At 61.8% G+C, this 21,436-nt stretch carries 14 protein-coding genes; 13 read left to right on the top strand and 1 reads right to left on the bottom strand.

Annotation, left to right across the window (positions count from 1 at the left end):
- Positions 1 to 1,251 carry an ROK family transcriptional regulator gene (locus tag AC1RTB_RS18505; RefSeq protein WP_492880069.1) on the bottom strand — a complete coding sequence of 417 codons (1,251 nt, stop codon included), beginning with the start codon at positions 1,249 to 1,251 and terminating at the stop codon, positions 1 to 3.
- 191 nt (positions 1,252 to 1,442) lie between these two features.
- On the opposite strand from AC1RTB_RS18505, the gene AC1RTB_RS18500 reads away from it, so the two are divergent.
- From AC1RTB_RS18500 to AC1RTB_RS18440, 13 genes are all read left to right on the top strand, one after another.
- A complete protein-coding gene (locus tag AC1RTB_RS18500; protein WP_492880071.1) occupies positions 1,443 to 2,474 on the top strand; it encodes a sugar ABC transporter substrate-binding protein in 1,032 nt (343 codons plus the stop codon).
- Between the two features lie 102 nt (positions 2,475 to 2,576).
- Complete coding sequence (locus tag AC1RTB_RS18495) at positions 2,577 to 3,659, top strand: ABC transporter permease (RefSeq protein ID WP_492880072.1); 1,083 nt, start codon at positions 2,577 to 2,579, stop codon at positions 3,657 to 3,659.
- Positions 3,659 to 4,444 carry an ATP-binding cassette domain-containing protein gene (locus AC1RTB_RS18490; RefSeq protein WP_492880073.1) on the top strand — a complete coding sequence of 262 codons (786 nt, stop codon included), beginning with the start codon at positions 3,659 to 3,661 and terminating at the stop codon, positions 4,442 to 4,444. The genes AC1RTB_RS18495 and AC1RTB_RS18490 overlap by 1 nt, the downstream gene beginning before the upstream one ends.
- Before the next feature lie 158 nt (positions 4,445 to 4,602).
- Positions 4,603 to 7,068: a glycogen/starch/alpha-glucan phosphorylase gene (locus tag AC1RTB_RS18485; protein ID WP_492880074.1), complete on the top strand. Its 2,466-nt coding sequence runs from the start codon at positions 4,603 to 4,605 to the stop codon at positions 7,066 to 7,068.
- A 52-nt stretch (positions 7,069 to 7,120) separates the two neighbouring features.
- Positions 7,121 to 9,337 carry a 1,4-alpha-glucan branching protein GlgB gene (gene glgB, locus AC1RTB_RS18480; protein WP_492880075.1) on the top strand — a complete coding sequence of 739 codons (2,217 nt, stop codon included), beginning with the start codon at positions 7,121 to 7,123 and terminating at the stop codon, positions 9,335 to 9,337.
- Between the two features lie 14 nt (positions 9,338 to 9,351).
- Positions 9,352 to 10,614: a glucose-1-phosphate adenylyltransferase gene (glgC, locus tag AC1RTB_RS18475; protein ID WP_492880076.1), complete on the top strand. Its 1,263-nt coding sequence runs from the start codon at positions 9,352 to 9,354 to the stop codon at positions 10,612 to 10,614.
- Positions 10,615 to 10,617: 3 nt separating this feature from the next.
- A complete protein-coding gene (gene glgA / locus AC1RTB_RS18470) occupies positions 10,618 to 12,063 on the top strand; it encodes a glycogen synthase GlgA (protein ID WP_492880307.1) in 1,446 nt (481 codons plus the stop codon).
- The gene (locus AC1RTB_RS18465; protein WP_492880077.1) at positions 12,064 to 13,692 is read left to right on the top strand and encodes an alpha-D-glucose phosphate-specific phosphoglucomutase; all 1,629 of its coding nucleotides are present in this window, start codon (positions 12,064 to 12,066) and stop codon (positions 13,690 to 13,692) included. It begins immediately after the preceding gene.
- A gap of 217 nt (positions 13,693 to 13,909) precedes the next feature.
- Positions 13,910 to 15,925, top strand: a complete 2,016-nt coding sequence (glgX, locus tag AC1RTB_RS18460; protein ID WP_492880078.1) for a glycogen debranching protein GlgX — start codon at positions 13,910 to 13,912, stop codon at positions 15,923 to 15,925.
- Positions 15,922 to 17,556, top strand: coding sequence for a beta-galactosidase BglA (bglA, locus tag AC1RTB_RS18455; protein WP_492880079.1), 1,635 nt, complete (start codon positions 15,922 to 15,924; stop codon positions 17,554 to 17,556). Before glgX ends, bglA begins: the two co-directional genes overlap by 4 nt.
- Positions 17,557 to 17,745: 189 nt before the next feature.
- Complete coding sequence (locus AC1RTB_RS18450; RefSeq protein ID WP_492880080.1) at positions 17,746 to 19,338, top strand: peptide ABC transporter substrate-binding protein; 1,593 nt, start codon at positions 17,746 to 17,748, stop codon at positions 19,336 to 19,338.
- 63 nt (positions 19,339 to 19,401) lie between these two features.
- A complete protein-coding gene (locus AC1RTB_RS18445) occupies positions 19,402 to 20,325 on the top strand; it encodes an ABC transporter permease subunit (protein WP_492880082.1) in 924 nt (307 codons plus the stop codon).
- Positions 20,318 to 21,436 (top strand): ABC transporter permease, encoded by a 1,119-nt coding sequence (locus AC1RTB_RS18440; protein ID WP_492880083.1) that lies wholly within the window; start codon positions 20,318 to 20,320, stop codon positions 21,434 to 21,436. The genes AC1RTB_RS18445 and AC1RTB_RS18440 overlap by 8 nt, the downstream gene beginning before the upstream one ends.

Genomic DNA, 21,436 nt, shown 5'->3' with positions numbered 1-21,436 from the left:
TCAGACCCCTCGTGAAGGTGCGGACGAACCGATGAGGAAACGTTCCGACAGCGGCAGGCTGGCGCCGCCCAAGGCACGGGCGTGGATGCCGACGGTGCCTTCGCGAACGGACGGAATGCGCAGGCCTTCGACATCGATCTTGCCGATCGCGGCCTGTACCGCTTCGACGAGGCGGGCGCGGATCGTCGGCGGCATCCAGCCGTCGATGACGGCGCATTCGAAATCGATGACCGATGCCGAAGCGACGATGGCATAAGCGAGCGCATCCGACGCCGTTGCGATCCACATATCCAGGTCTGGGCCGAGATCGCCCCATTCTTCCGGGGAGGTCCAGAGATAGGCGGCGTCGATGCCTTTGGCGTTCAGCGCCTTTTCGAGCACGGCAATCGATGCGACGTCGATGAGCTGTGTCGGCTTGCCGCCCGGCCCAGGTACGGGCATCGAGCCGAGCGCCCCGGCATTGCCGGTCGGCCCGGTGAAGAGCCTGCCATTGAGCACCAAGCCGCCGCCGGCAAAGGCGCCGATGTAGAAGTAGACGAAGTCGCGCAGCGTGCCGATGTCGCCGAAAACCAGCTCGGCACCACAGGCCGAGGTGGCGTCGTTCTGCAGATAGACTGGGAAACCAAACAGCGCTTGCAGGTCGGTGCGAATGTCGCGGTTGCGCCATTCGTCCATGATCTCGCGCGGCGCGCCTGCAGTGTCGACCCAGTTCCACAGTTCGAAAGGCATGGCCACGCCAAGTCCGGCGATGCGCTGGTCTTGTTCACGCTTCAGGGTGGCGCGCATCTGGGCGATGCCCGATTTGACGAAATCGATGGTGTCGCGCGGGGTAGGGTAGCGGTACGAATTCTGCAGCATCGCGCGCGTCTTGCCCAGGAAATCGATAAGTACGAGCTCGGCGCTGCGCCGCCCGATCTTGAGACCGATGAAGTAGGCGCCATCGGGATTGAGCGCCATCGGGATCGAGGGCTGGCCGATCTTGCCGCGCACCGGCGCCTGGCGCAGCAGCAGGCCTTCAACCTCCAACTCGCGCATGATCACCGAGACCGTCTGGGCCGACAGGCCGGTCATGCGTGCGATGTCGGATTTGGCCAGCGCACCGCTCTGCCGCACCAGCGACAGCACCAATCGCTCGTTGTGATCGCGCATGCCGCTCTGGTTGGTGCCGCGCGGCTGCGGACTCTCCACAGCATCTGGCGAACCGTGCCTCACACTCCCGGCCTCCACCGGCTTCCTCCCCGTAATTTCCATCTTGTTGTTTTGGACAGAATGCGGTTCGACCGCAATCCTGTCAATAATAAATAAGAGTGATTTAATTATTGACTCCCGTTTGCGATTGGTGTTTCGTTGATGCCGGATACTCGACTGGGAAGAGTGCATGAGTGTCCGGGGCGGTGCCCGGCGGACGGGACCGCATGGTTTGGTTTTGGGAGGAGTACCCGATGAAATTTTCAGTTCTGAAGACGACTGTCTTTGGCGCGGCGGTGGCAGCACTTGCCGGTTTCGCGGCGCCCGCATCGGCCGCGGACGTTGGCGCATGCCTGATCACGAAGACCGACACCAATCCCTTCTTCGTCAAGATGAAGGAAGGCGCCGCCGCCAAGGCGAAAGAGATCGGCGTCAACCTCAAAAGCTACGCCGGCAAGATCGACGGCGACAGCGAAAGCCAGGTCGCGGCGATCGAAACCTGCATCGCCGACGGCGCCAAGGGCATCCTGATCACCGCATCCGACACCAAGGGCATCGTGCCGGCGATCAAGAAAGCGCGCGATGCGGGCATTCTGGTGATCGCGCTCGACACTCCGCTTGAGCCGGCCGACGCGGCTGACGCGACCTTCGCCACCGACAATCTGCTCGCCGGCAAGCTGATCGGCCAGTGGGCTGCCGCGACCCTCGGCGACAAGGCCAAGGACGCAAAGATAGCCTTCCTCGATCTGACACCGTCGCAGCCGACCGTCGACGTCTTGCGCGATCAGGGCTTTATGATGGGATTTGGCATCGACGTGAAGGACCCCAACAAGATCGGCGACGAAGTCGATCCGCGCATCGTTGGTCATGACGTCACCAACGGCAATGAAGAGGGCGGCCGCAAGGCGATGGAGAACCTTCTCCAGAAGGATCCCAGCGTCAATGTCGTGCACACCATCAACGAACCTGCCGCTGCCGGCGCCTATGAGGCGCTCAAGGCTGTCGGCATGGAAAAGAACGTACTGATCGTTTCCGTCGATGGTGGCTGCCCGGGCGTCAAGAACGTAGAAGCCGGCGTGATCGGCGCAACCTCGCAGCAATATCCGCTGGCCATGGCTGCCCTCGGTATCGAGGCGATCAAGAAGTTTGCCGACACCGGCGAAAAGCCCAAGCCGACCGAAGGCAAGGCCTTCTTCGACACCGGCGTGGCGCTGGTCACCGACAAGCCTGCCAAGGGCGTGGACTCCATCGACGTCAAGACCGGCCTGGCCAAGTGCTGGGGTTGATCTGAGCGCCTGACGGCGTGACACTCTGTTGAGACGAAGGGCGGCCCCTTGGTCGCCCTTCCCACAAGAGGGATAAAAATCCCTCATTGGGAGGAATTCGACATGTCTGACGCATCGGCAGATGCCAGGCGACCGCAGGAGTTCGAGAAGGCTCTCTCGGCCAGCGACACGTCAGTGGCAAGCTTCGACACGCACGCACGCTCGCCCGTCGAAAAGATCCAGCACTTCCTGCATTCAAATCCGGCGGCGGTGCCGTTGATCGTGCTCGTCGCCTCGCTGATCGCGTTCGGCGTCCTTGTCGGCGGCAAGTTCTTCTCGGCATTCTCGATGACGCTGATCCTGCAACAGGTCGCCATCACCGGCATCATCGGTGCAGCACAGACGCTGGTCATCCTGACCGCGGGCATCGACCTCTCTGTCGGCGCCATCATGGTGTTGTCTTCGGTGGTGATGGGCCAGTTCACCTTCCGCTACGGCTTGCCGCCGTCGCTGGCGGTCCTGTGCGGCTTTGCCGTTGGCGCTTTCTGCGGCTGGATCAACGGCGTGCTCGTTGCCTATATGAGGCTGCCGCCATTCATCGTGACGCTCGGCATGTGGCAGATCGTGCTGGCCTCGAACTTCCTCTATTCGGCCAATGAGACCATCCGCGCCCAGGATATCGACGCACAGGCGCCGATCCTCAAACTGTTCGGCACAACGCTCAAACTCGGCAATGCCGTGCTCACCTATGGCGTGATCGCCATGGTTCTGCTGGTCATGGTGCTTTGGTATGTCTTGAACCATACCGCCTGGGGCCGGCATGTCTATGCCATCGGCGACGATCCCGAGGCGGCCCAGCTTTCCGGCGTGCGCGTCAACAGGGTGCTGATCTCCGTCTATGTGATTTCCGGGCTGATCTGTGCGCTCGGCGGCTGGGTGCTCATCGGACGCATCGGCTCGGTTTCGCCAACCGCCGGTCAGTTCGCCAACATCGAATCCATCACTGCGGTGGTGATCGGCGGTGTCTCGCTGTTCGGAGGGCGCGGTTCGATCCTCGGCATGCTGTTTGGCGCGCTGATCGTCGGCGTGTTCCAGCTCGGCCTGCGCCTGATCGGTACCGATCCGCAATGGACCTATCTGTTGATCGGCGCGCTCATCATCATCGCTGTCGCCATCGACCAGTGGATCAGAAAGGTTGCAGGCTAATGTCGACCGAACCACTTCTCACCGCCCGCGGCCTCGTCAAGCGCTATGGCCGCGTCACCGCCCTCGACCAGGCTGATTTCGACCTCTATCCCGGCGAAATCCTCGCCGTGATCGGCGACAACGGTGCCGGCAAATCCTCGCTCATCAAGGCGATCTCGGGGGCCATTATCCCTGACGAAGGCGAGATCCGCCTCGACGGCAAGGTGGTCAATTTCAAGGCGCCGATGGAAGCCCGCGACGCCGGCATCGAGACGGTTTACCAGAACCTTGCTCTGTCGCCGGCACTGTCGATCGCCGACAACATGTTCCTCGGCCGCGAGATCAGGAAGCCTGGTATTCTCGGCAGCTGGTTCCGCATGCTCGACCGGGGTGCGATGGAAAAGCGTGCCCGCGAAAAGCTGACCGAACTCGGCCTGATGACCATCCAGAACATCAGCCAGGCGGTCGAGACCTTGTCCGGTGGCCAGCGCCAAGGCGTGGCGGTGGCGCGTGCTGCCACCTTCGGCTCAAAAGTCGTCATCATGGACGAGCCGACAGCGGCACTGGGCGTCAAGGAATCCCGCCGCGTGCTGGAACTGATCCTCGACGTGAAGCGGCGCGGGCTGCCGATCGTGCTGATTTCGCACAACATGCCGCATGTGTTCGAGGTCGCCGACCGCATCCATATCCATCGGCTCGGTCGCAGGCTTACCGTCATCGATCCCAAGGAATATACCATGTCGGACGCCGTGGCCTTCATGACCGGAGCCAAGGCGCCGCCGGAGGCGGTGCTTGCCGCCGCCTGACCGCTCGACCACAACCTTAAGTCTTCGCGTCGCGCAATATTGACGCGAAGGTTTAAATCGATTGAGATCGCATTCGGAGTGGCTAACATGAGTGCGGGAGGATAGGTGTCGGCGAGGGAGGAAACATCTAGGTGGCCGAACAGGATGCGAGAGGCGACATGACCCGCGCAGTGACCCCGAATATCCCCCAGCCACTTGGCGATACCAGCCCTGAGGCACTTGCTGCCGAAATCCTGAGCGCGCTGAAATACCGGCTTGGCAAGGACGCCACCGTTGCCACCGAATATGACTGGCTGACAGCGTCGATCAAGGTCGTGCGCGACCGCATCGTCGACGAATGGATCTCCTCGACCAAGGAGGCCTACGACCAGAGCGCCAAGCGGGTCTATTACCTCTCCCTGGAATTCCTGATCGGCCGGCTGATGCGCGACGCGTTTTCCAATCTTGGCCTGATGGAAGCGATGCGCGAGGCGCTCGCCTCGCTCGGCGTCGAGTTCGACGTCATCGCCAAGCTGGAGCCCGACGCAGCCCTCGGCAATGGCGGTCTTGGCCGCCTTGCTGCCTGCTTCATGGAAAGCATGGCGACCGTCAACATTCCCGCCCATGGCTACGGCATTCGATATGCCAATGGCATGTTCCGCCAGGAGATCCATGACGGCTGGCAGGTCGAGCTGCCTGAAACCTGGCTCGAACACGGAAATCCCTGGGAGTTCGAGCGCCGCGAGCGCGCTTTCGAAGTCGGTTTCGGCGGCTCGGTCGAATCCATCACCACCAAGGACGGGCGGCTTGAGCGCCACGTCTGGAAGCCGACCGACCGCGTGCTGGCCGTTGCCTACGACACGCCTGTGGTCGGCTGGCGCGGAGCGCGCGTCAACACGCTGCGCCTATGGTCCGGCATGCCGCTCGACCCGATCCTGCTCGACAAGTTCAACGCCGGCGACCACATCGGCGCGCTCGCCGAGAGCAACAAGGCCGATGCGCTGTCGCGTGTGCTCTATCCGGCGGACGCAACGCCTGCGGGCCAGGAGCTTCGGCTGCGCCAGGAGTATTTCTTCTCCACCGCCTCGCTACAGGACATCCTTCAGCGGCATCTGAGCCAGTATGGCGACCTGAATTCCTTGCCCGACAAGGCGGCGATCCATCTCAACGACACGCATCCGGCAGTGGCCGTGCCCGAACTGATGCGTCTGTTGATGGACGTGCACGGCCTCGACTTCGATACGGCCTGGGGCATCACCAAGAGCACCTTCGCCTACACCAACCACACGCTGCTGCCCGAAGCTCTGGAAAGCTGGCCGGTGCCGTTGTTCGAGCGGCTTTTGCCGCGCCACATGCAGATCGTCTACGCCATCAATGCCGAGGTGCTGCTGGAGGCGCGGGCGACCGGCCGCTTCACCGGCGAACAGATCACCCGCATCTCGCTGATTCAGGAAAACGGCGAGCGGCGCGTGCGCATGGGCAATCTGGCCTTTGTCGGGTCGCACAGCGTCAATGGCGTCTCGGCTTTGCACACCGAGTTGATGAAGGAGACCGTGTTCGCCGACCTTCACAGCCTCTATCCGCAACGCATCAACAACAAGACCAACGGCATCACGCCGCGTCGCTGGCTGATCCAGTGCAACCCGGGCCTGACCGGATTGGTGCGGGAAGCGATCGGCGACCGGTTCCTCGACGACATCGAGACGATCCGGGAATTGGATAGCTTTGCCGGCGATGCGGCGTTCCGGGAAAGGTTCGCGGCCGTCAAGCGTGCCAACAAGGAGCGGCTTGCCAATCTCGTCGCCGAGCGGCTGGGCATCAAGGTCGATCCGTCGGCGCTGTTCGACATCCAGATCAAGCGCATCCACGAATACAAGCGCCAGCTGTTGAACATCATCGAGGCGGTGGCGCTCTACGACCAGATCCGCTCGCATCCCGAGCGCGAGTGGATGCCGCGCGTAAAATTCTTCGGCGGCAAGGCGGCACCGAGCTATCACAACGCCAAGCTGATCATCAAACTGGCCAATGACGTGGCCAAGGTGATCAACCGCGATCCCTCGGTGCGTGGGCTGCTCAAGGTCGTTTTCGTTCCGAACTACAATGTCAGCGCAGCTGAAATCCTGATGCCGGCGGCAGACCTGTCGGAGCAGATTTCGACCGCTGGCATGGAGGCATCGGGCACCGGCAACATGAAATTCGCGCTCAACGGCGCGCTCACCATCGGTACGCTCGACGGCGCCAATGTCGAGATCAAGGAACATGTCGGCGACGACAACATCTTCATCTTCGGCCTGACAACCAAGGAGGTCGAGCAGCGGCGCAGCGGCGACTATCAGCCGGGTGCGGTGATCGACGGTTCACCCGAACTCAAGCAGGCGGTGGCGGCGATTTCGTCCGGCGTGTTTTCGCCCGACGATCCGGCGCGCTACCGCGAGCTGATGGACGGGCTTTACCAGCACGACTGGTTCATGGTCGCGGCCGACTTCGATTCCTACGCCGCTGCCCAGCGGCAGGTCGATGCCGTCTGGCGCGACAGTCCCGATTGGTATGCGCGTGCCATTCGCAACGTCGCGCGTGTCGGCTGGTTCTCTTCCGACCGAACCATTCGACAATATGCCAAAGAAATCTGGAACGTGCCGGCCTGATGTGATTGCATGAACTGACCTCGCGCAGAACCCTGGGAGGGGAAACCGAAACATGCTGAAGCCCGGCGCCGCCGCCGAACCGAAACCGGAGCTTGAAAAAGCGGCGGACAGCGATGTTGAGGCGATCGTCAACGGAACCCATGGCGATCCGTTCGCGGTTCTGGGACTTCAGCAATCGGGCAAGGGCTTTCTCGCGCGCTGTTTCGTGCCCCATGCCGAAGCCGTCACGGCACATACGCTGGACGGCAAGGCCTGCGGCGAGCTTGCGCGCCGCAACGATGTCGGTTTCTTCGAGGGCAAGCTGACGATCCGCAAGCGCCAGCCGCTGCGTTACCACGCGCGCAACGCCGGCGGCGACTGGTGGCTCACCGATCCCTATAGTTTCGGTCCCGTGCTTGGGCCGATGGACGACTATTTCATCGCCGAGGGCTCGCATCTCCGGCTGTTCGACAAGCTCGGCGCGCATCTGATTTCGCATGAAGGTGTCGATGGCGTGCATTTTGCCGTCTGGGCGCCCAATGCCCACCGCGTCTCGGTCGTTGGCGATTTCAACGACTGGGACGGCCGCCGCCATTCGATGCGGCTGCGCCAGGACACCGGCATCTGGGAAATCTTCATTCCCGATATCGGCCCCGGCCGGCCCTACAAGTTCGAGCTGATCGGAGCCCGTGGCGTCAGGCTGCCTCTCAAGGCGGACCCTTACGCCATCCGCTCGGAACTGAGGCCAGCGACCGCGTCGGTTACCGACCGGCCCCAGGCCCACGAATGGGCCGACGATGCGCATCGCGCTTATTGGAAAGCGGCCGACCATCGCCGCCAGCCGATCAGCATCTACGAGGTTCATGCCGGCTCGTGGCAGAGGCGAGACGATGGTGGCTTCCTGTCCTGGGACGAGATGGCCGACAGGCTGATCCCTTATGTCGTCGAGACGGGCTTCACCCATATCGAGTTCCTGCCGATCTCCGAACACCCTTACGATCCCTCGTGGGGCTACCAGACAACAGGGCTCTACGCGCCTTCGGCGCGCTTTGGCGATCCTGATGGCTTCGCCCGCTTTGTCGACGGTGCCCATCAGGCCGGTATCAGCGTTCTCCTCGATTGGGTGCCAGCGCATTTCCCTGTCGACGAACATGGGCTCGCGCATTTCGACGGCACCGCACTCTATGAGCATGCCGACCCGCGCCAAGGCTTCCATCCCGACTGGAACACCGCGATCTACAATTTCGGCCGGCGTGAGGTGGTCTCGTTCCTGGTCAACAATGCGCTGTTTTGGGCAGAGAAATACCATGTCGACGGGCTTCGCGTGGATGCGGTGGCGTCGATGCTTTACCTCGACTACTCGCGCAAGGAAGGTGAGTGGATCCCCAACGAGTTTGGCGGCCGCGAGAACCTGGAGTCGGTCCGTTTCCTGCAGAAGATGAATGCATCAGTCTATGGCACGCATCCCGGCGTGATGACGATCGCCGAGGAATCGACGTCGTGGCCGAAGGTGTCGCAGCCGGTGCATGAGGGCGGGCTCGGCTTCGGCTTCAAGTGGAACATGGGCTTCATGCACGACACGCTGGAGTACCTGTCGAAGGAGCCGATCCACCGCAAGCACCACCACAACGAAATCACTTTCGGTCTGCTCTACGCCTTCAGCGAGAATTTTGTCCTGCCGCTGTCCCATGACGAGGTCGTGCATGGCAAAGGCACGCTGCTCACCAAGATGGCTGGCGATGACTGGCAGAAGTTCGCCACGCTGCGTGCCTATTATGCATTCATGTGGGGCTACCCCGGCAAGAAGCTTCTGTTCATGGGCCAGGAGTTCGCCCAGCGCGCCGAGTGGAGCGAAGCGCGGGCGCTCGACTGGAACCTGCTCGACTTCGCGCCGCATCGCGGTGTCCAGACGCTGGTGCGCGATCTCAATCAGCTATACCGCTCGCGCCCAGCACTTCACGCGCGCGACTGCGAACCCGAGGGTTTCGAGTGGCTGATCGCCGATGACGCGGCGAACTCGGTCTTTGCCTGGCTGCGCAAGGCGCCGGGCGCTGCCCCGATCGCCGTCATCTCAAGCTTCACGCCGATCATGCGCGAAAACTATCGCGTGCCGCTGCCCAAGGCCGGCACCTGGCGGGAAATCTTCAACTCCGATGCGCTGGATTATGGCGGGTCGGGCAAGGGAAACAGCGGCATGGTCACCGCACGGCCGACGGATGGAGGAGGGGCAGCCGCGACGTTGCTTCTGCCGCCGCTGGCGACGATCATGCTTGAATTTGTGGCGGACTGAGCAGGGAGGGTGCCATGGAAATCAAGAGAAACCAGCCGCTGGCGCGCGATGCCATGGCCTATGTTCTGGCGGGCGGGCGCGGCAGCCGGCTCAAGGAACTGACCGATAGGCGTGCCAAGCCAGCCGTCTATTTCGGCGGCAAGACCCGCATCATCGATTTCGCGCTCTCCAACGCGCTGAATTCGGGCATCCGCCGTCTAGGCGTCGCCACCCAGTACAAGGCGCATTCGCTGATCCGCCACCTGCAGCGCGGTTGGAACTTCCTGCGGCCAGAGCGCAACGAAAGTTTCGACATCCTGCCGGCCAGCCAGCGTGTCTCCGAGACTCAATGGTATGAGGGCACCGCCGACGCGGTCTACCAGAACATCGACATCATCGAGGCTTATGGCCCCGAATACATGGTCATCCTCGCTGGCGATCACATCTACAAGATGGATTACGAACTGATGCTGCGTCAGCACGTCGATGCCGGTGCGGATGTCACAGTCGGCTGTCTCGAAGTACCGCGCCTGGAGGCGTCGGGCTTCGGGGTGATGCATGTTGACAAGAAGGACAACATCATCTCCTTCATCGAAAAGCCGGCTGATCCGCCCGGCATTCCCGACAAGCCCGACTTTGCGCTCGCCTCGATGGGCATCTACGTCTTCAAGACCAAGTTCCTGATGGAGCAGTTGCGCCGCGACGCCGCGGAGCCGGATTCGAGCCGCGACTTCGGCAAGGACATCATCCCCTACATCGTCCAGCACGGCAAAGCCGTAGCCCATCGCTTCGCCAAATCCTGCGTGCGCTCGAGCACCGAAGGCGAGGCCTATTGGCGCGATGTCGGAACGGTCGATGCTTATTGGGAAGCCAATATCGACCTGACCGATGTGACGCCCGAACTCGACCTCTACGATCGCGACTGGCCGATCTGGACCTATTCGGAACTGACGCCCCCGGCCAAATTCGTCCATGACGAGGACGGCCGGCGCGGCTCGGCGGTGTCGTCGCTGGTCTCGGGCGATTGCATCGTTTCGGGTGCTTCGCTGCGGCGCAGCCTGATCTTCACCGGTGCGCGGATCAATTCCTACGCGACGCTGGAGGATGTTGTGATGCTGCCGGCCTGCCATGTCGGTCGCTACGCCCGGCTTAATCGCGTGGTCATCGATCACGGCGTACACATCCCCGAGGGGCTGGTCGTCGGCGAGGATCCCGAGCTTGACGCCAAGCGTTTCCGCGTCTCGGAAAAGGGCATCTGCCTGATCACCCAGGACATGATCAACAGGCTGGAGTTGTAATTGGTGCAGGTGCTTTCGGTCACGCCCGAGATTTTTCCGCTGATCAAGACCGGCGGGCTGGCCGATGTGACCGGTGCACTGCCTGTGGCCCTGGCTGGGCTCGGTGTCACCACGCGCAGCCTGGTGCCAGGCTACCCCGTGGTGATGGCTGCGCTGAAGAAGAAAAAGCCGGTTCATCAGTACGTGGCGCTGCAGGGCGGCAAGGCTAGCCTGTACGCCGCCGAGGTGGCCGGCCTCGATCTGCTTGTGCTCGACGCGCCGCAGCTGTTTGACCGGCCAGGCGGTCCCTACGGCGACGCCACAGGCGCCGACTGGCAGGACAATTGGCGGCGCTTTGCAGCACTCGGCCGTGTCGGTGCCGATATCGCCGCTGGCGCGGTCAAGGACTACAAGCCCGACATCGTGCATGCGCATGATTGGCAGTCGGCAATGACACTCGCCTATATGCGCTACGGCGAAGCGGCGAATGTGCCCTCGGTGATGACGGTGCACAACCTGGCCTTTCAGGGCCAGTTTGGTGCGAGCATTTTCAATGGATTGGGTCTCCCGCAGCAGGCGATGGCGCTGGACGGCGTCGAATATTATGGCGGCGTGGGCTTCCTCAAGGCAGGCCTTCAGGCGGCCTGGGCGGTCACCACGGTCAGCCCGACCTATGCCCAGGAGATCAGGTCGCCGGCCTTCGGCATGGGCCTCGACGGGCTGATCAACCTGCGCGCCGGCGAATTGCACGGCATCGTCAATGGCATAGACGACGACATCTGGAACCCCGAGACCGACAAACATCTCGCCGCGACCTACACGGCCAAGTCCTTGAAGGGGCGCAAGGCCAACAAGCGCGCGATCGAGGAGCGCATGACGCTCGATCGCGAAGATGGCCCGATCTATTGCGTGGTCAGCCGCCTGACCTGGCAGAAGGGCATCGACATCCTCGTCTCCATTATCGATCCAGTTATTGCTTCCGGCGCGCGGCTGGCGATCCTGGGCTCCGGTGACGCCGGGCTGGAAGGCGCGCTGTTGGCCGCCGCCGCCCGCCATCGTGGGCGAGTTGGCGTCGTCATCGGTTATGACGAGGGGCTGTCGCATCTGCTGCAGGGCGGCGCAGATGGCATATTGATCCCGTCGCGGTTTGAGCCCTGCGGCCTGACCCAGCTCTACGGCCTGCGTTACGGCTGCGTGCCGATCGTCGCCCGCACCGGCGGGCTGGCCGACACCGTCATCGATGCAAACGAGGCGGCGGTGGCGGCTGGCGTCGCCACCGGTTTTCAGTTCACGCCGGAAGATGCAGGTGCCTTCCACCATGCTATCCTGCGGGCGAATGCGCTCTATGCCGATCCGGCCGGCTGGATCTCGCTGCAGCGGCAAGGCATGAAATCGGATGTTTCCTGGGATCGAAGCGCCCAGAAATATGCCGCACTTTACCGCAAGCTTCTCTCAAAAAGGGATGCCTGAATGATTCGTACTGTCTCGACCTCGCCCTATGACGACCAGAAGCCCGGCACCTCAGGCCTGCGCAAGAAGGTGCCCGTCTTCCAGCAGCCGAACTATGCCGAGAACTTCATCCAGTCGGTGTTCGATTCGCTTGAAGGTTTTGCCGGCAAGACGCTGGTGGTCGGCGGCGATGGCCGTTTTTACAATCGCGAGGTGATCCAGAAGGTCATCGCCATGGCGGTGGCCAACGGCTTCGGCCGCGTGGTGGTGGGGCAGGGCGGCATCTTGTCGACGCCGGCGGCCTCCCACCTGATTCGCAAGCGCAAGGCCTTCGGCGGCATCATCTTGTCGGCCAGCCACAATCCCGGCGGCCCGCACGAAGATTTCGGCATCAAGTACAATGCCGAAAACGGCGGTCCCGCACCGGAGAAAATGACGGACGCGATCTACGCCCGCAGCAAGGTGATATCGAGCTACAAGATCGCCGATGTCGGCGCAGTCGATCTCGACCGCTTGGGCACCTTCGAGGTTGGCGGCATCAAGGTCGAGATCGTCGACCCGGTGACCGACTACGCCGAGCTGATGGAGACGCTGTTCGATTTCGACGCGTTGCGCGCCCTGTTCAAGTCGGGCTTCCGCATGCGTTTCGATGCCATGCATGCGGTGACCGGTCCCTATGCCAAGGAAATCCTGGAAAAGCGGCTTGGCGCTGCCAACGGCACGGCACGCAATTTCGTGCCGCTCGAGGATTTCGGCGGCCATCATCCCGATCCCAATCTGGTCCATGCCAAGCATCTCTATGACGAGATGATGGGGCCGAACGCACCGGATTTTGGGGCGGCCTCCGATGGTGACGGCGACCGCAACCTGATCATCGGGCGCGGTATCTTCATCACGCCTTCGGATTCGCTGGCGATGCTGGCGGCAAACGCCCATCTCGCACCAGGCTACAAGTCGGGTCTCAAGGGCATAGCGCGTTCGATGCCGACGAGCGGGGCCGCCGACCGCGTCGCCGAGAAGCTCGGCATCGGCATGTACGAGACGCCGACCGGCTGGAAGTTCTTCGGCAACCTGCTCGACGCCGGCATGGCGACGATCTGCGGCGAGGAAAGTGCCGGCACGGGCTCCGACCATGTCCGCGAGAAGGACGGGCTGTGGGCCGTGCTGCTATGGCTCAACATCCTTGCCGTGCGCGGCGAAAGCGCCAAGGACATTGTCGCCAAGCACTGGGCGACCTATGGCCAGAACTATTATTCGCGCCACGACTATGAAGAGGTCGAAACCGATCGCGCCAATGCGCTGGTCGATGGGTTGCGCGGCAAGCTGGCCTCGCTGCCGGGCACGAGCGTGCAAGGCATGAAGATCGCCAGCGCCGACGACTTCGCTTATCTCGACCCGGTCGACGGTTCGGTCAGCAAGAACCAGGGCATTCGGGTGCTGTTCGAAGGCGGCTCGCGTGTTGTTTTCCGTCTGTCAGGCACGGGCACGTCGGGCGCCACACTGCGCGTCTATATCGAACGCTACGAGCCCGATCCGAGGCGGCATGGGCTCGACACGCAGGCAGCGCTAGCCGACCTGATCCAGGCGGCAGAGGACATTGCCGGCATCCGTGGCCATACCGGCCGCGACAAGCCGAGCGTGATTACGTGAGATTGCCGATGACGGCTGATCTCCCCCCTTGTGGGGGAGATGTCCGGCAGGACAGAGGGGGGCAACGTAGGGCGCCTGCGGTCCGCGAAGTGCGCATCTTCCAAAGGCGACAAGTCCGCCAATCCTGGATCGGGTGTGTTTCCTCGCACTCCCCTCTGTCCTGCCGGACATCTCCCCCGCAAGGGGGGAGATTGGCCTGCCTCGCCGTCGCTTTCCAATGAACTCGCGTCGCGCCAACACAGCGCTCGGCGCGACCGTCACCGACAGTGGCATCCGTTTCGCTGTCTGGTCGAGTTCCGCCGAACGCATGTGGGTGTCGGTCTTTGACGCCGAGGGCAAGGCCGAAACCGAGCGGCTGGAGTTGCTGCGCGAAGGCGACGGTGTCTTTGCGCTGTCGGTTGCCGGACTGGGGGAGGGAACCCGCTACGGTTTCCGCGCCGACGGGCGCTGTGCGCCAGACGAGGGCTTTTGGTTCGATCCAGACAAACTGCTGGTCGATCCATATGCTGTCCGGATAGACCGTGCCTATCGATACGATGCCCGCCTTGCTGCACCACGCGGGCAGGGCGCTGACACGGCCCATCTGATGCCCAAGGCTGTAGCGACCACACTTCGGACCATGCCGTCAGCGCCGCCGATCTTTCGGCTCGGCGGGCTTATCTACGAAGTGCCGGTGCGGGCCTGTTCGATGACCCATCCGGGCATTCCGAAGAAGCTTCGCGGAACCATCCGCGCGCTGGCCGAGCCCGTCGTCATCGAGCATCTTTTGAAGCTCGGTGTGTCAGCCGTCGAACTGATGCCGGTGACGGCGACGATGGACGAGCGCCATCTGCCGCGTCTGGGTCTTACCAACGCGTGGGGCTACAATCCCGTCACCTTCATGGCGCTCGATCCGCGATTGGCGCCAGAGGGCATCGGCGACCTGCGCAAGACCACAGCCGCGCTGCACGAGGCGGGTATCGGCGTCATCCTCGACCTCGTCTTCAACCACACGGCCGAGAGCGACGAGCTCGGCCCGACGCTGTCCCTGCGCGGCCTCGACAATCGCGCCTATTATCGCGAGGCGGTGGACGACCCGGGCCGCTATGCCAACGATACCGGAACCGGCAACACGCTCGCCTGCGTTCACCCGGCAGTACAGGAGCTGATCCTCGACAGTCTCAGGCACTTCGTCGTGCATGCCGGCGTTGACGGTTTTCGCTTTGATCTGGCGCCGGTATTGGGTCGGGTCGATGGCGAGTTCACCACTGACGCGCCGCTGCTGCAGGCGATGCGGAACGACAAGATCATCGGCGACCGAATCCTGATCGCCGAACCCTGGGACATCGGCCACAATGGCTATCGGCTCGGCGGCTTCCCCCAGGAATTCCTTGAATGGAACGACCGCTACCGCGACGACGTCAGACGCTTCTGGCGTGGCGACCGTGGCCTTGTCGGCGCCTTGGCAACACGGCTTGCCGGATCATCCGACATTTTCGGTGGCGGCGCGCACACGCGAACCGTCAATTTCGTCGCTGCCCATGACGGCATGACGCTGGCGGACATCGTTCGCTACGAGCGCAAGCACAACGAGGCCAATGGCGAGCACAACCACGACGGCCACAACGAGAATTTCTCCTGGAACAACGGTGTCGAGGGCGAAAGCCGCGACCCGGACATTGTGGCCGACCGCGACCGCGATATGCGCGCCATGCTGGCGACGCTGTTTGCGTCGCGCGGCACGATCATGCTGACGGCGGGCGACGAGTTCGGCCGCAGCCAGCGCGGCAACAACAACGCCTATGCGCAGGACAACGAACTGACCTGGCTCGACTGGGCCGACCGCGACACCGCGCTTGAAGACTTCGTTGCCGGCCTTTCCAGGCTCAGGCTAGAAGTGCCCGCGCTGGCGGAACTGGACTTCTTCACAGGCACGCCCCGTGACGGATCACCAATGCCCGATGTCGAATGGCTGACCGAGGCTGGCCGGCCGATGTCGGACGCCAACTGGCATGAGCCCGACCGGCATCGCCTGACGATGCTCATTGCAAACGGCGACGCTTTGGGCGGACGGCTCGCCGTGATGGTCAATGGTGCGCGGCGCGATGTTGGTTTTCGGCTGCCTGTTCGTCCCGGCTTCCTGTGGCAACCGGCAATCGATGGGCCGGAGCCGACGAACGAACGCTTCGCGGTGCCAGCACGCAGCGTCTCTTTTGCAATCGAACGTTCGTCGAATGAAGGAGAACAGCCATGACGCCGTCAACGCTCGCAACCGACTGGTGGCGCGGCTGCGTCATCTATCAGGTCTATCCGCGCTCCTATCAGGATACGACGGGCGACGGCAGCGGCGACCTTGCGGGCATCACACGGCGCCTGCCGCACATCGCATCGCTCGGCGTCGACGCTGTCTGGCTGTCGCCTTTTTTCAAATCGCCAATGGCCGACATGGGCTACGATGTCTCGGACTATTGCGATGTCGATCCGATGTTCGGCACGCTTGCCGACTTCGACGCACTGATCGCCGAGGCGCATCGGCTCGGGCTCAAGATCATCATCGACCAGGTGCTGTCGCATTCGTCCGACAAGCACCCCTGGTTTGTCGAAAGCCGCGCCAGCCGCGACAACCCCAAGGCCGATTGGTATGTCTGGGCTCAGCCCAAGCCCGACGGCACCGCCCCCAACAACTGGATGTCGATCTTTGGTGGCCCCGGCTGGGAGTGGGACTCGACGCGCAGGCAATATTACCAGCACAATTTCCTCGCCTCGCAGCCCGATCTCAATTTCCACAATCCTGCGGTCCAGGAAGCATTGCTGGAAACTGTGCGCTTCTGGCTCGATCGCGGCGTCGACGGTTTCCGGCTCGACACGGTCAACTTCTACGTCCACGACAAATGGCTGCGCGACAACCCGCCCTTGCCGAAGAGCATCGCGGGCGAGAACGAAGAGCCCAATCCTTACGAATATCAGGACCATCTCTTCGACAAGACGCAGCCCGAAAACATCGATTTTCTCAAGCGTTTCCGCACATTGCTCGACTGCTATGACGGGCGCGGTTCGGTGGGTGAGGTCGGTGACGGCACGCGTTCGCTGCAGACGGTAGCGGCCTATACGTCGGGCGGTGACAAGCTCAACATGTGCTACACATTCGACCTGTTGGGCCCGAAATTCTCGGCCGAACATGTCGGCAAATGCATCGCCGATTTCGAGGCGGCGGTGACCGACGGCTGGGTCTGCTGGGCCTTTTCCAACCACGATGTGATCCGCCATGTGACGCGCTGGACAAGGCCCGGCGGCGATCCCGAAGCTACAGCCAAATTCTCCATTGGCCTTCTCGCTTGCTTGCGCGGCTCGATCTGCATCTACCAAGGCGAGGAGCTTGGCCTCGAGGAGGCTGAGCTTGCCTTCGAGGATTTGCGCGATCCCTACGGCATTCGCTTCTGGCCGGGCTACAAGGGCCGCGACGGCTGCCGCACGCCGATGGTGTGGGAGGCGCAGGCCGAGCAGGGCGGCTTCACGGACGGCAAGCCGTGGCTGCCGATTCCGGCCGAGCATCGTGCCCTCGCGGTCGACCGTCAGCAACGCGACGCGGAATCGGTACTGGCTCGTTACCGTGCTGTGCTTGCCGCGCGCAGGACGCTTCCGGCACTTGTCCACGGCTCGATTGCGCTGCTGGGGGCCGAGGGCGACGTGCTCGCTTTCGTCAGGGAGTCGGAGGGCGAGCGGCTTCTCTGCATTTTCAATTTTGCCGAAAAAACCGCGTCATGGCCAGTTCCTGCACGGCTTGGCGGCCTGAGCCTATCTGCGTTTCCGGGAGCTTCAGGCGAATACGATGAAGGCCGTATCACATTGGCGCCGCTCGCTTACTTTATCGCGCGCTTGGTTTGAACTCGCTCAAGTTGACTTTAGGTGAGCACGAGTCGTGTTGAAAATAAAAAAAGTCGTGTCTAGTGTCAGCCACCGCTGGCGGTAGGGAGCTGCCGGCTCGCTCAACGAAACCGGAAAAATCCGGCATTCGGGCGCTAACCAGGCGAGGCCGTGTTTACGGGGAACACGCCTAATTGGGAGAAGGAAAACATGCTGAAGAACATGCTGAAAGCGACAGTGTTTGCTACGACGCTTGCATTGGCCACTGGCGCGATTTCGATGCCGGCCTTTGCCGAGGTCGTCTACAATCGCGGCAGCGCGGCGGAGCCGGAATCGCTTGATCCACACAAGACTTCGACTGTCTACGAAGCCCACATCCTGCGTGACATGTTTCTTGGTCTGGTGACGGAAGATGCAAAGTCTGAAGTCATTCCGGGAGCGGCCGAGAGCTGGACCGTGTCAGACGACGGCACCGTCTATACCTTCAAGCTGCGCCAGGGCGCGACCTGGTCTGATGGCAACCCGGTGACAGCCGAGGATTTCGTATTCGCGTTCCAGCGTCTCCAGGATCCCAAGACTGCGGCCGAATACGCATCGATGCTGCAGAAGGTCAAAAATGCCAAGGAAGTGAACGCTGGCACGAAGAAGCCGGAAGAGCTTGGTGTGAGGGCGATTGACGCCAACACGCTTGAGATCACTCTGGTCGCGCCGACACCGTATTTTCTTGAGGTCCTGACCCACCAGTCGACATATCCAGTCAGCAAGGCGGCTATCGAGAAATTCGGCGCCGATTGGGTTAAATCGGGCAACCTCGTTTCCAACGGCGCATATACCTTGGCCGAATGGGTCCCGAACGATCACATCAAGCTGGTCAAAAATCCGAAGTTCTACGACGCGGCCAACGTCAAGATCGACGTTGTCAATTACATTCCTACGGAAGACCGTTCGTCGGCGATGAAGCGCTATGAAGCCGGCGAGCTCGACAGCTATGACGATCTTCCGACCGAGCAGCTTGCCGATCTGAAGACGAAGTTTGGCGATCAGGTCCGCGTGGCTCCGTATCTCGGTACCTATTACTACGCGATCAAGACCGACAAGGCTCCTTGGGATAACGTCGAACTGCGCAACGCCGTCTCGATGGCAATCGATCGTGACTTCCTCGCCGAGAAGGTTTGGAACAATTCCATGGCGCCGGCCTACTCGATGGTGCCCCCGGGCATTGAGGGTTACACCACGTCGGTCGCCGCTTATGCTGAAAAGTCACAGATCGATCGTGAAGACGAGGCCAAGAAGGTCCTCGAAAAGCTCGGCTACGGTCCGAACAAGCCGCTGAAGATGGAAATCCGTTACAACACCTCGGAGAACCACAAGAACACGGCGGTTGCTATCCAGGAACAGCTCAAGCCGCTCGGCATCGAAGTGTCGCTGCTTAACACCGACACCAAGACCCACTATGGACACCTGGAACAGAAGGGTGACTTCGACGTGGCCCGTGCTGGCTGGATCGCAGACTACAAGGACCCGGAAACCTTCCTTGAAATCTCGCTCAAGGCTGATGGCCACAACTACTCGAACTTCAACAATGCGAAGTTTGAAGAGCTGATGGCTGCGGCCACAGCGGCCGGCAGCAAGCCGGAAGAGCGCTACAAGCTGCTCAGCGATGCGGAGAAGGTTCTGATCGACAACGTCGGCAACATTCCGCTGCTTTATTACAACTACCACAACATTGTTTCCCCGAAGCTCGCTGGCTTTGAGGACAATGCGATGGATCGGCATCCGACCCGCTTCATAAGCAAAAACTAAGTCTAGCCGAGCCGCCGCTCCCGCTCGGGAGCGGCGGATTCTGCTTACACTAGGCGGGAAAAAATGCTGCTCTATGTGCTCAGGCGGTTACTGACCGCCATCCCAACGCTATTCGTAATCGTAACGCTGGCGTTCTTCCTGATGCGGGTTGCTCCCGGTGGCCCCTTCAATCAGGAGCGCGGGCTCAGTCCGGAAATCAAGGCAAATCTCGAAGCTCAATTCGGCCTGGGTGATCCGCTCTGGAGGCAATATCTAAATTACCTCAACAACTTGCTGCATGGCAGTCTCGGGCCGAGCTACAATCTGCCTGATTTTACTGTCGGCGAGCTCTTCGCCAAGGGCCTGCCAATCTCCATTCAGCTCGGCCTTTCAGCTCTGCTGCTGGCCCTTGCAGTTGGAACCGTGCTCGGCGTGATCGCAGCCCTCAACCAGAACAAGTGGGGCGACTACACGGTCATCGCGCTGGCGACGGCTGGCAGCACGATCCCTACCTTCGTCATTGCGCCAATCATCCAATTGAGCTTTGGCTTGGCCTGGAAGCTCTTGCCGATCGGCGGCTGGGGCGATGGCGCGTTGATCAACAAGATCGGCCCGATTCTGACGCTTTCTCTGCCGCAGATCGCGATTGTTGCTCGCTTGATGCGAGGCTCGATGATTGAGTCGCTGCATTCCAATCACATCCGGACCGCTAGAGCGCTTGGCCTTTCCGATTGGTCTGTGGTGGTCAAGCACGCACTCAGAGGCGCTGTCTTGCCCATCGTGTCCTATGCCGGGCCGGCAGCGGCCGCACTGCTCACCGGCTCGATCATCGTCGAGACCATCTTTGCCATTCCAGGCGTCGGTCGCTACTTCGTCGATGCGGCGCTGAACCGCGACTACACGCTGGTGATGGGCACGGTCGTGGTGATTGCCTTGTTTACAATCGCCTTCAACCTGATCGTCGATGTCCTTTACGCCTTCTTTGATCCGAGGGTGCGATATGACTGATATAGCCATCACCGCACCGGTCGTTGGGCGCTCGCTCTGGGGAGACGCCTGGGCGCGCCTCAAGGCCAACAAGGCTGCGATGTTCAGCCTCTTTTATCTGATCGCGATGGCAATCGTGTGCATTGTCGGCCCGCTCTTCGTGCCGCATCAATACACAACGATCTATCCCGACTATGTAAGAATCCCACCGAGCTTTTCTGCCTATCCGAAGCCTGACATGATCGAAACGGCGATGAGTGACGCCGTCAAGCGGATGCGTGTCGACGTCAAGGAATGGCGGCAGGAAGGCGAGCGCGTGTTCATTACGGTGACGTCGTCAAAGCCGCTCGATGCCCGCAACATCCGCTACCTCGATCGTTCCGACACCTTCGACGATGGCAAACTGGAAAGCACATCGCCAGACGGTTTGACGGCGGTGATGAGCGCCTCGGTCAAGCAACAGTATTTCCTGTTTGGCACCGACAATGTCGGTCGTGACTTGCTCTCGCGAACCCTGATGGCGGGCCGCATCTCACTGGCGATCGGCCTTCTGGCCGGTCTCGTCGCGGTGGTCATCGGCGTTACCTACGGCGCGACGGCTGGGTTCTTGGGCGGCAAGACAGACGAGGTGATGATGCGCATCGTCGATGTGCTCTATTCACTGCCCTTCATCTTCTTCGTCATCATGCTGGTCGTCTTTTTCGGGCGAAACTTCGTGCTGATGTTTTTAGCGGTGGGAGCGGTGCTGTGGCTCGACATGGCGCGCATCGTGCGAGGCCAGGCGTTGTCGATCCGCAGGCAGGAATATGTCCAGGCGGCGGAAGCGCTCGGCGTCGGGTCGCGCGGCATCGTCCTGCGGCACGTCATCCCCAACCTTCTCGGCCCGGTGGTCATCTACATGACGCTGCTGGTGCCGCAGGTCATCATCCTGGAGAGCTTCCTGTCGTTCCTGGGGCTCGGCGTGCAGGAACCGATGACCAGCTGGGGCGTGCTCATTTCCGCTGGAGCCAAGAACATCGGCACAGCCAACTGGCTGCTGTTGTTCCCGGCCTTCTTCCTGGTCTCGACGCTGTTCGCGCTGAATTTCATCGGCGACGGACTTCGTGACGCTCTCGATCCGAAGGACAGGTGA

The organism is Aminobacter sp. GW821-FHT11F06 (genome assembly GCF_058808215.1).
This window is presented reverse-complemented; position numbering and strand designations above follow the sequence as displayed.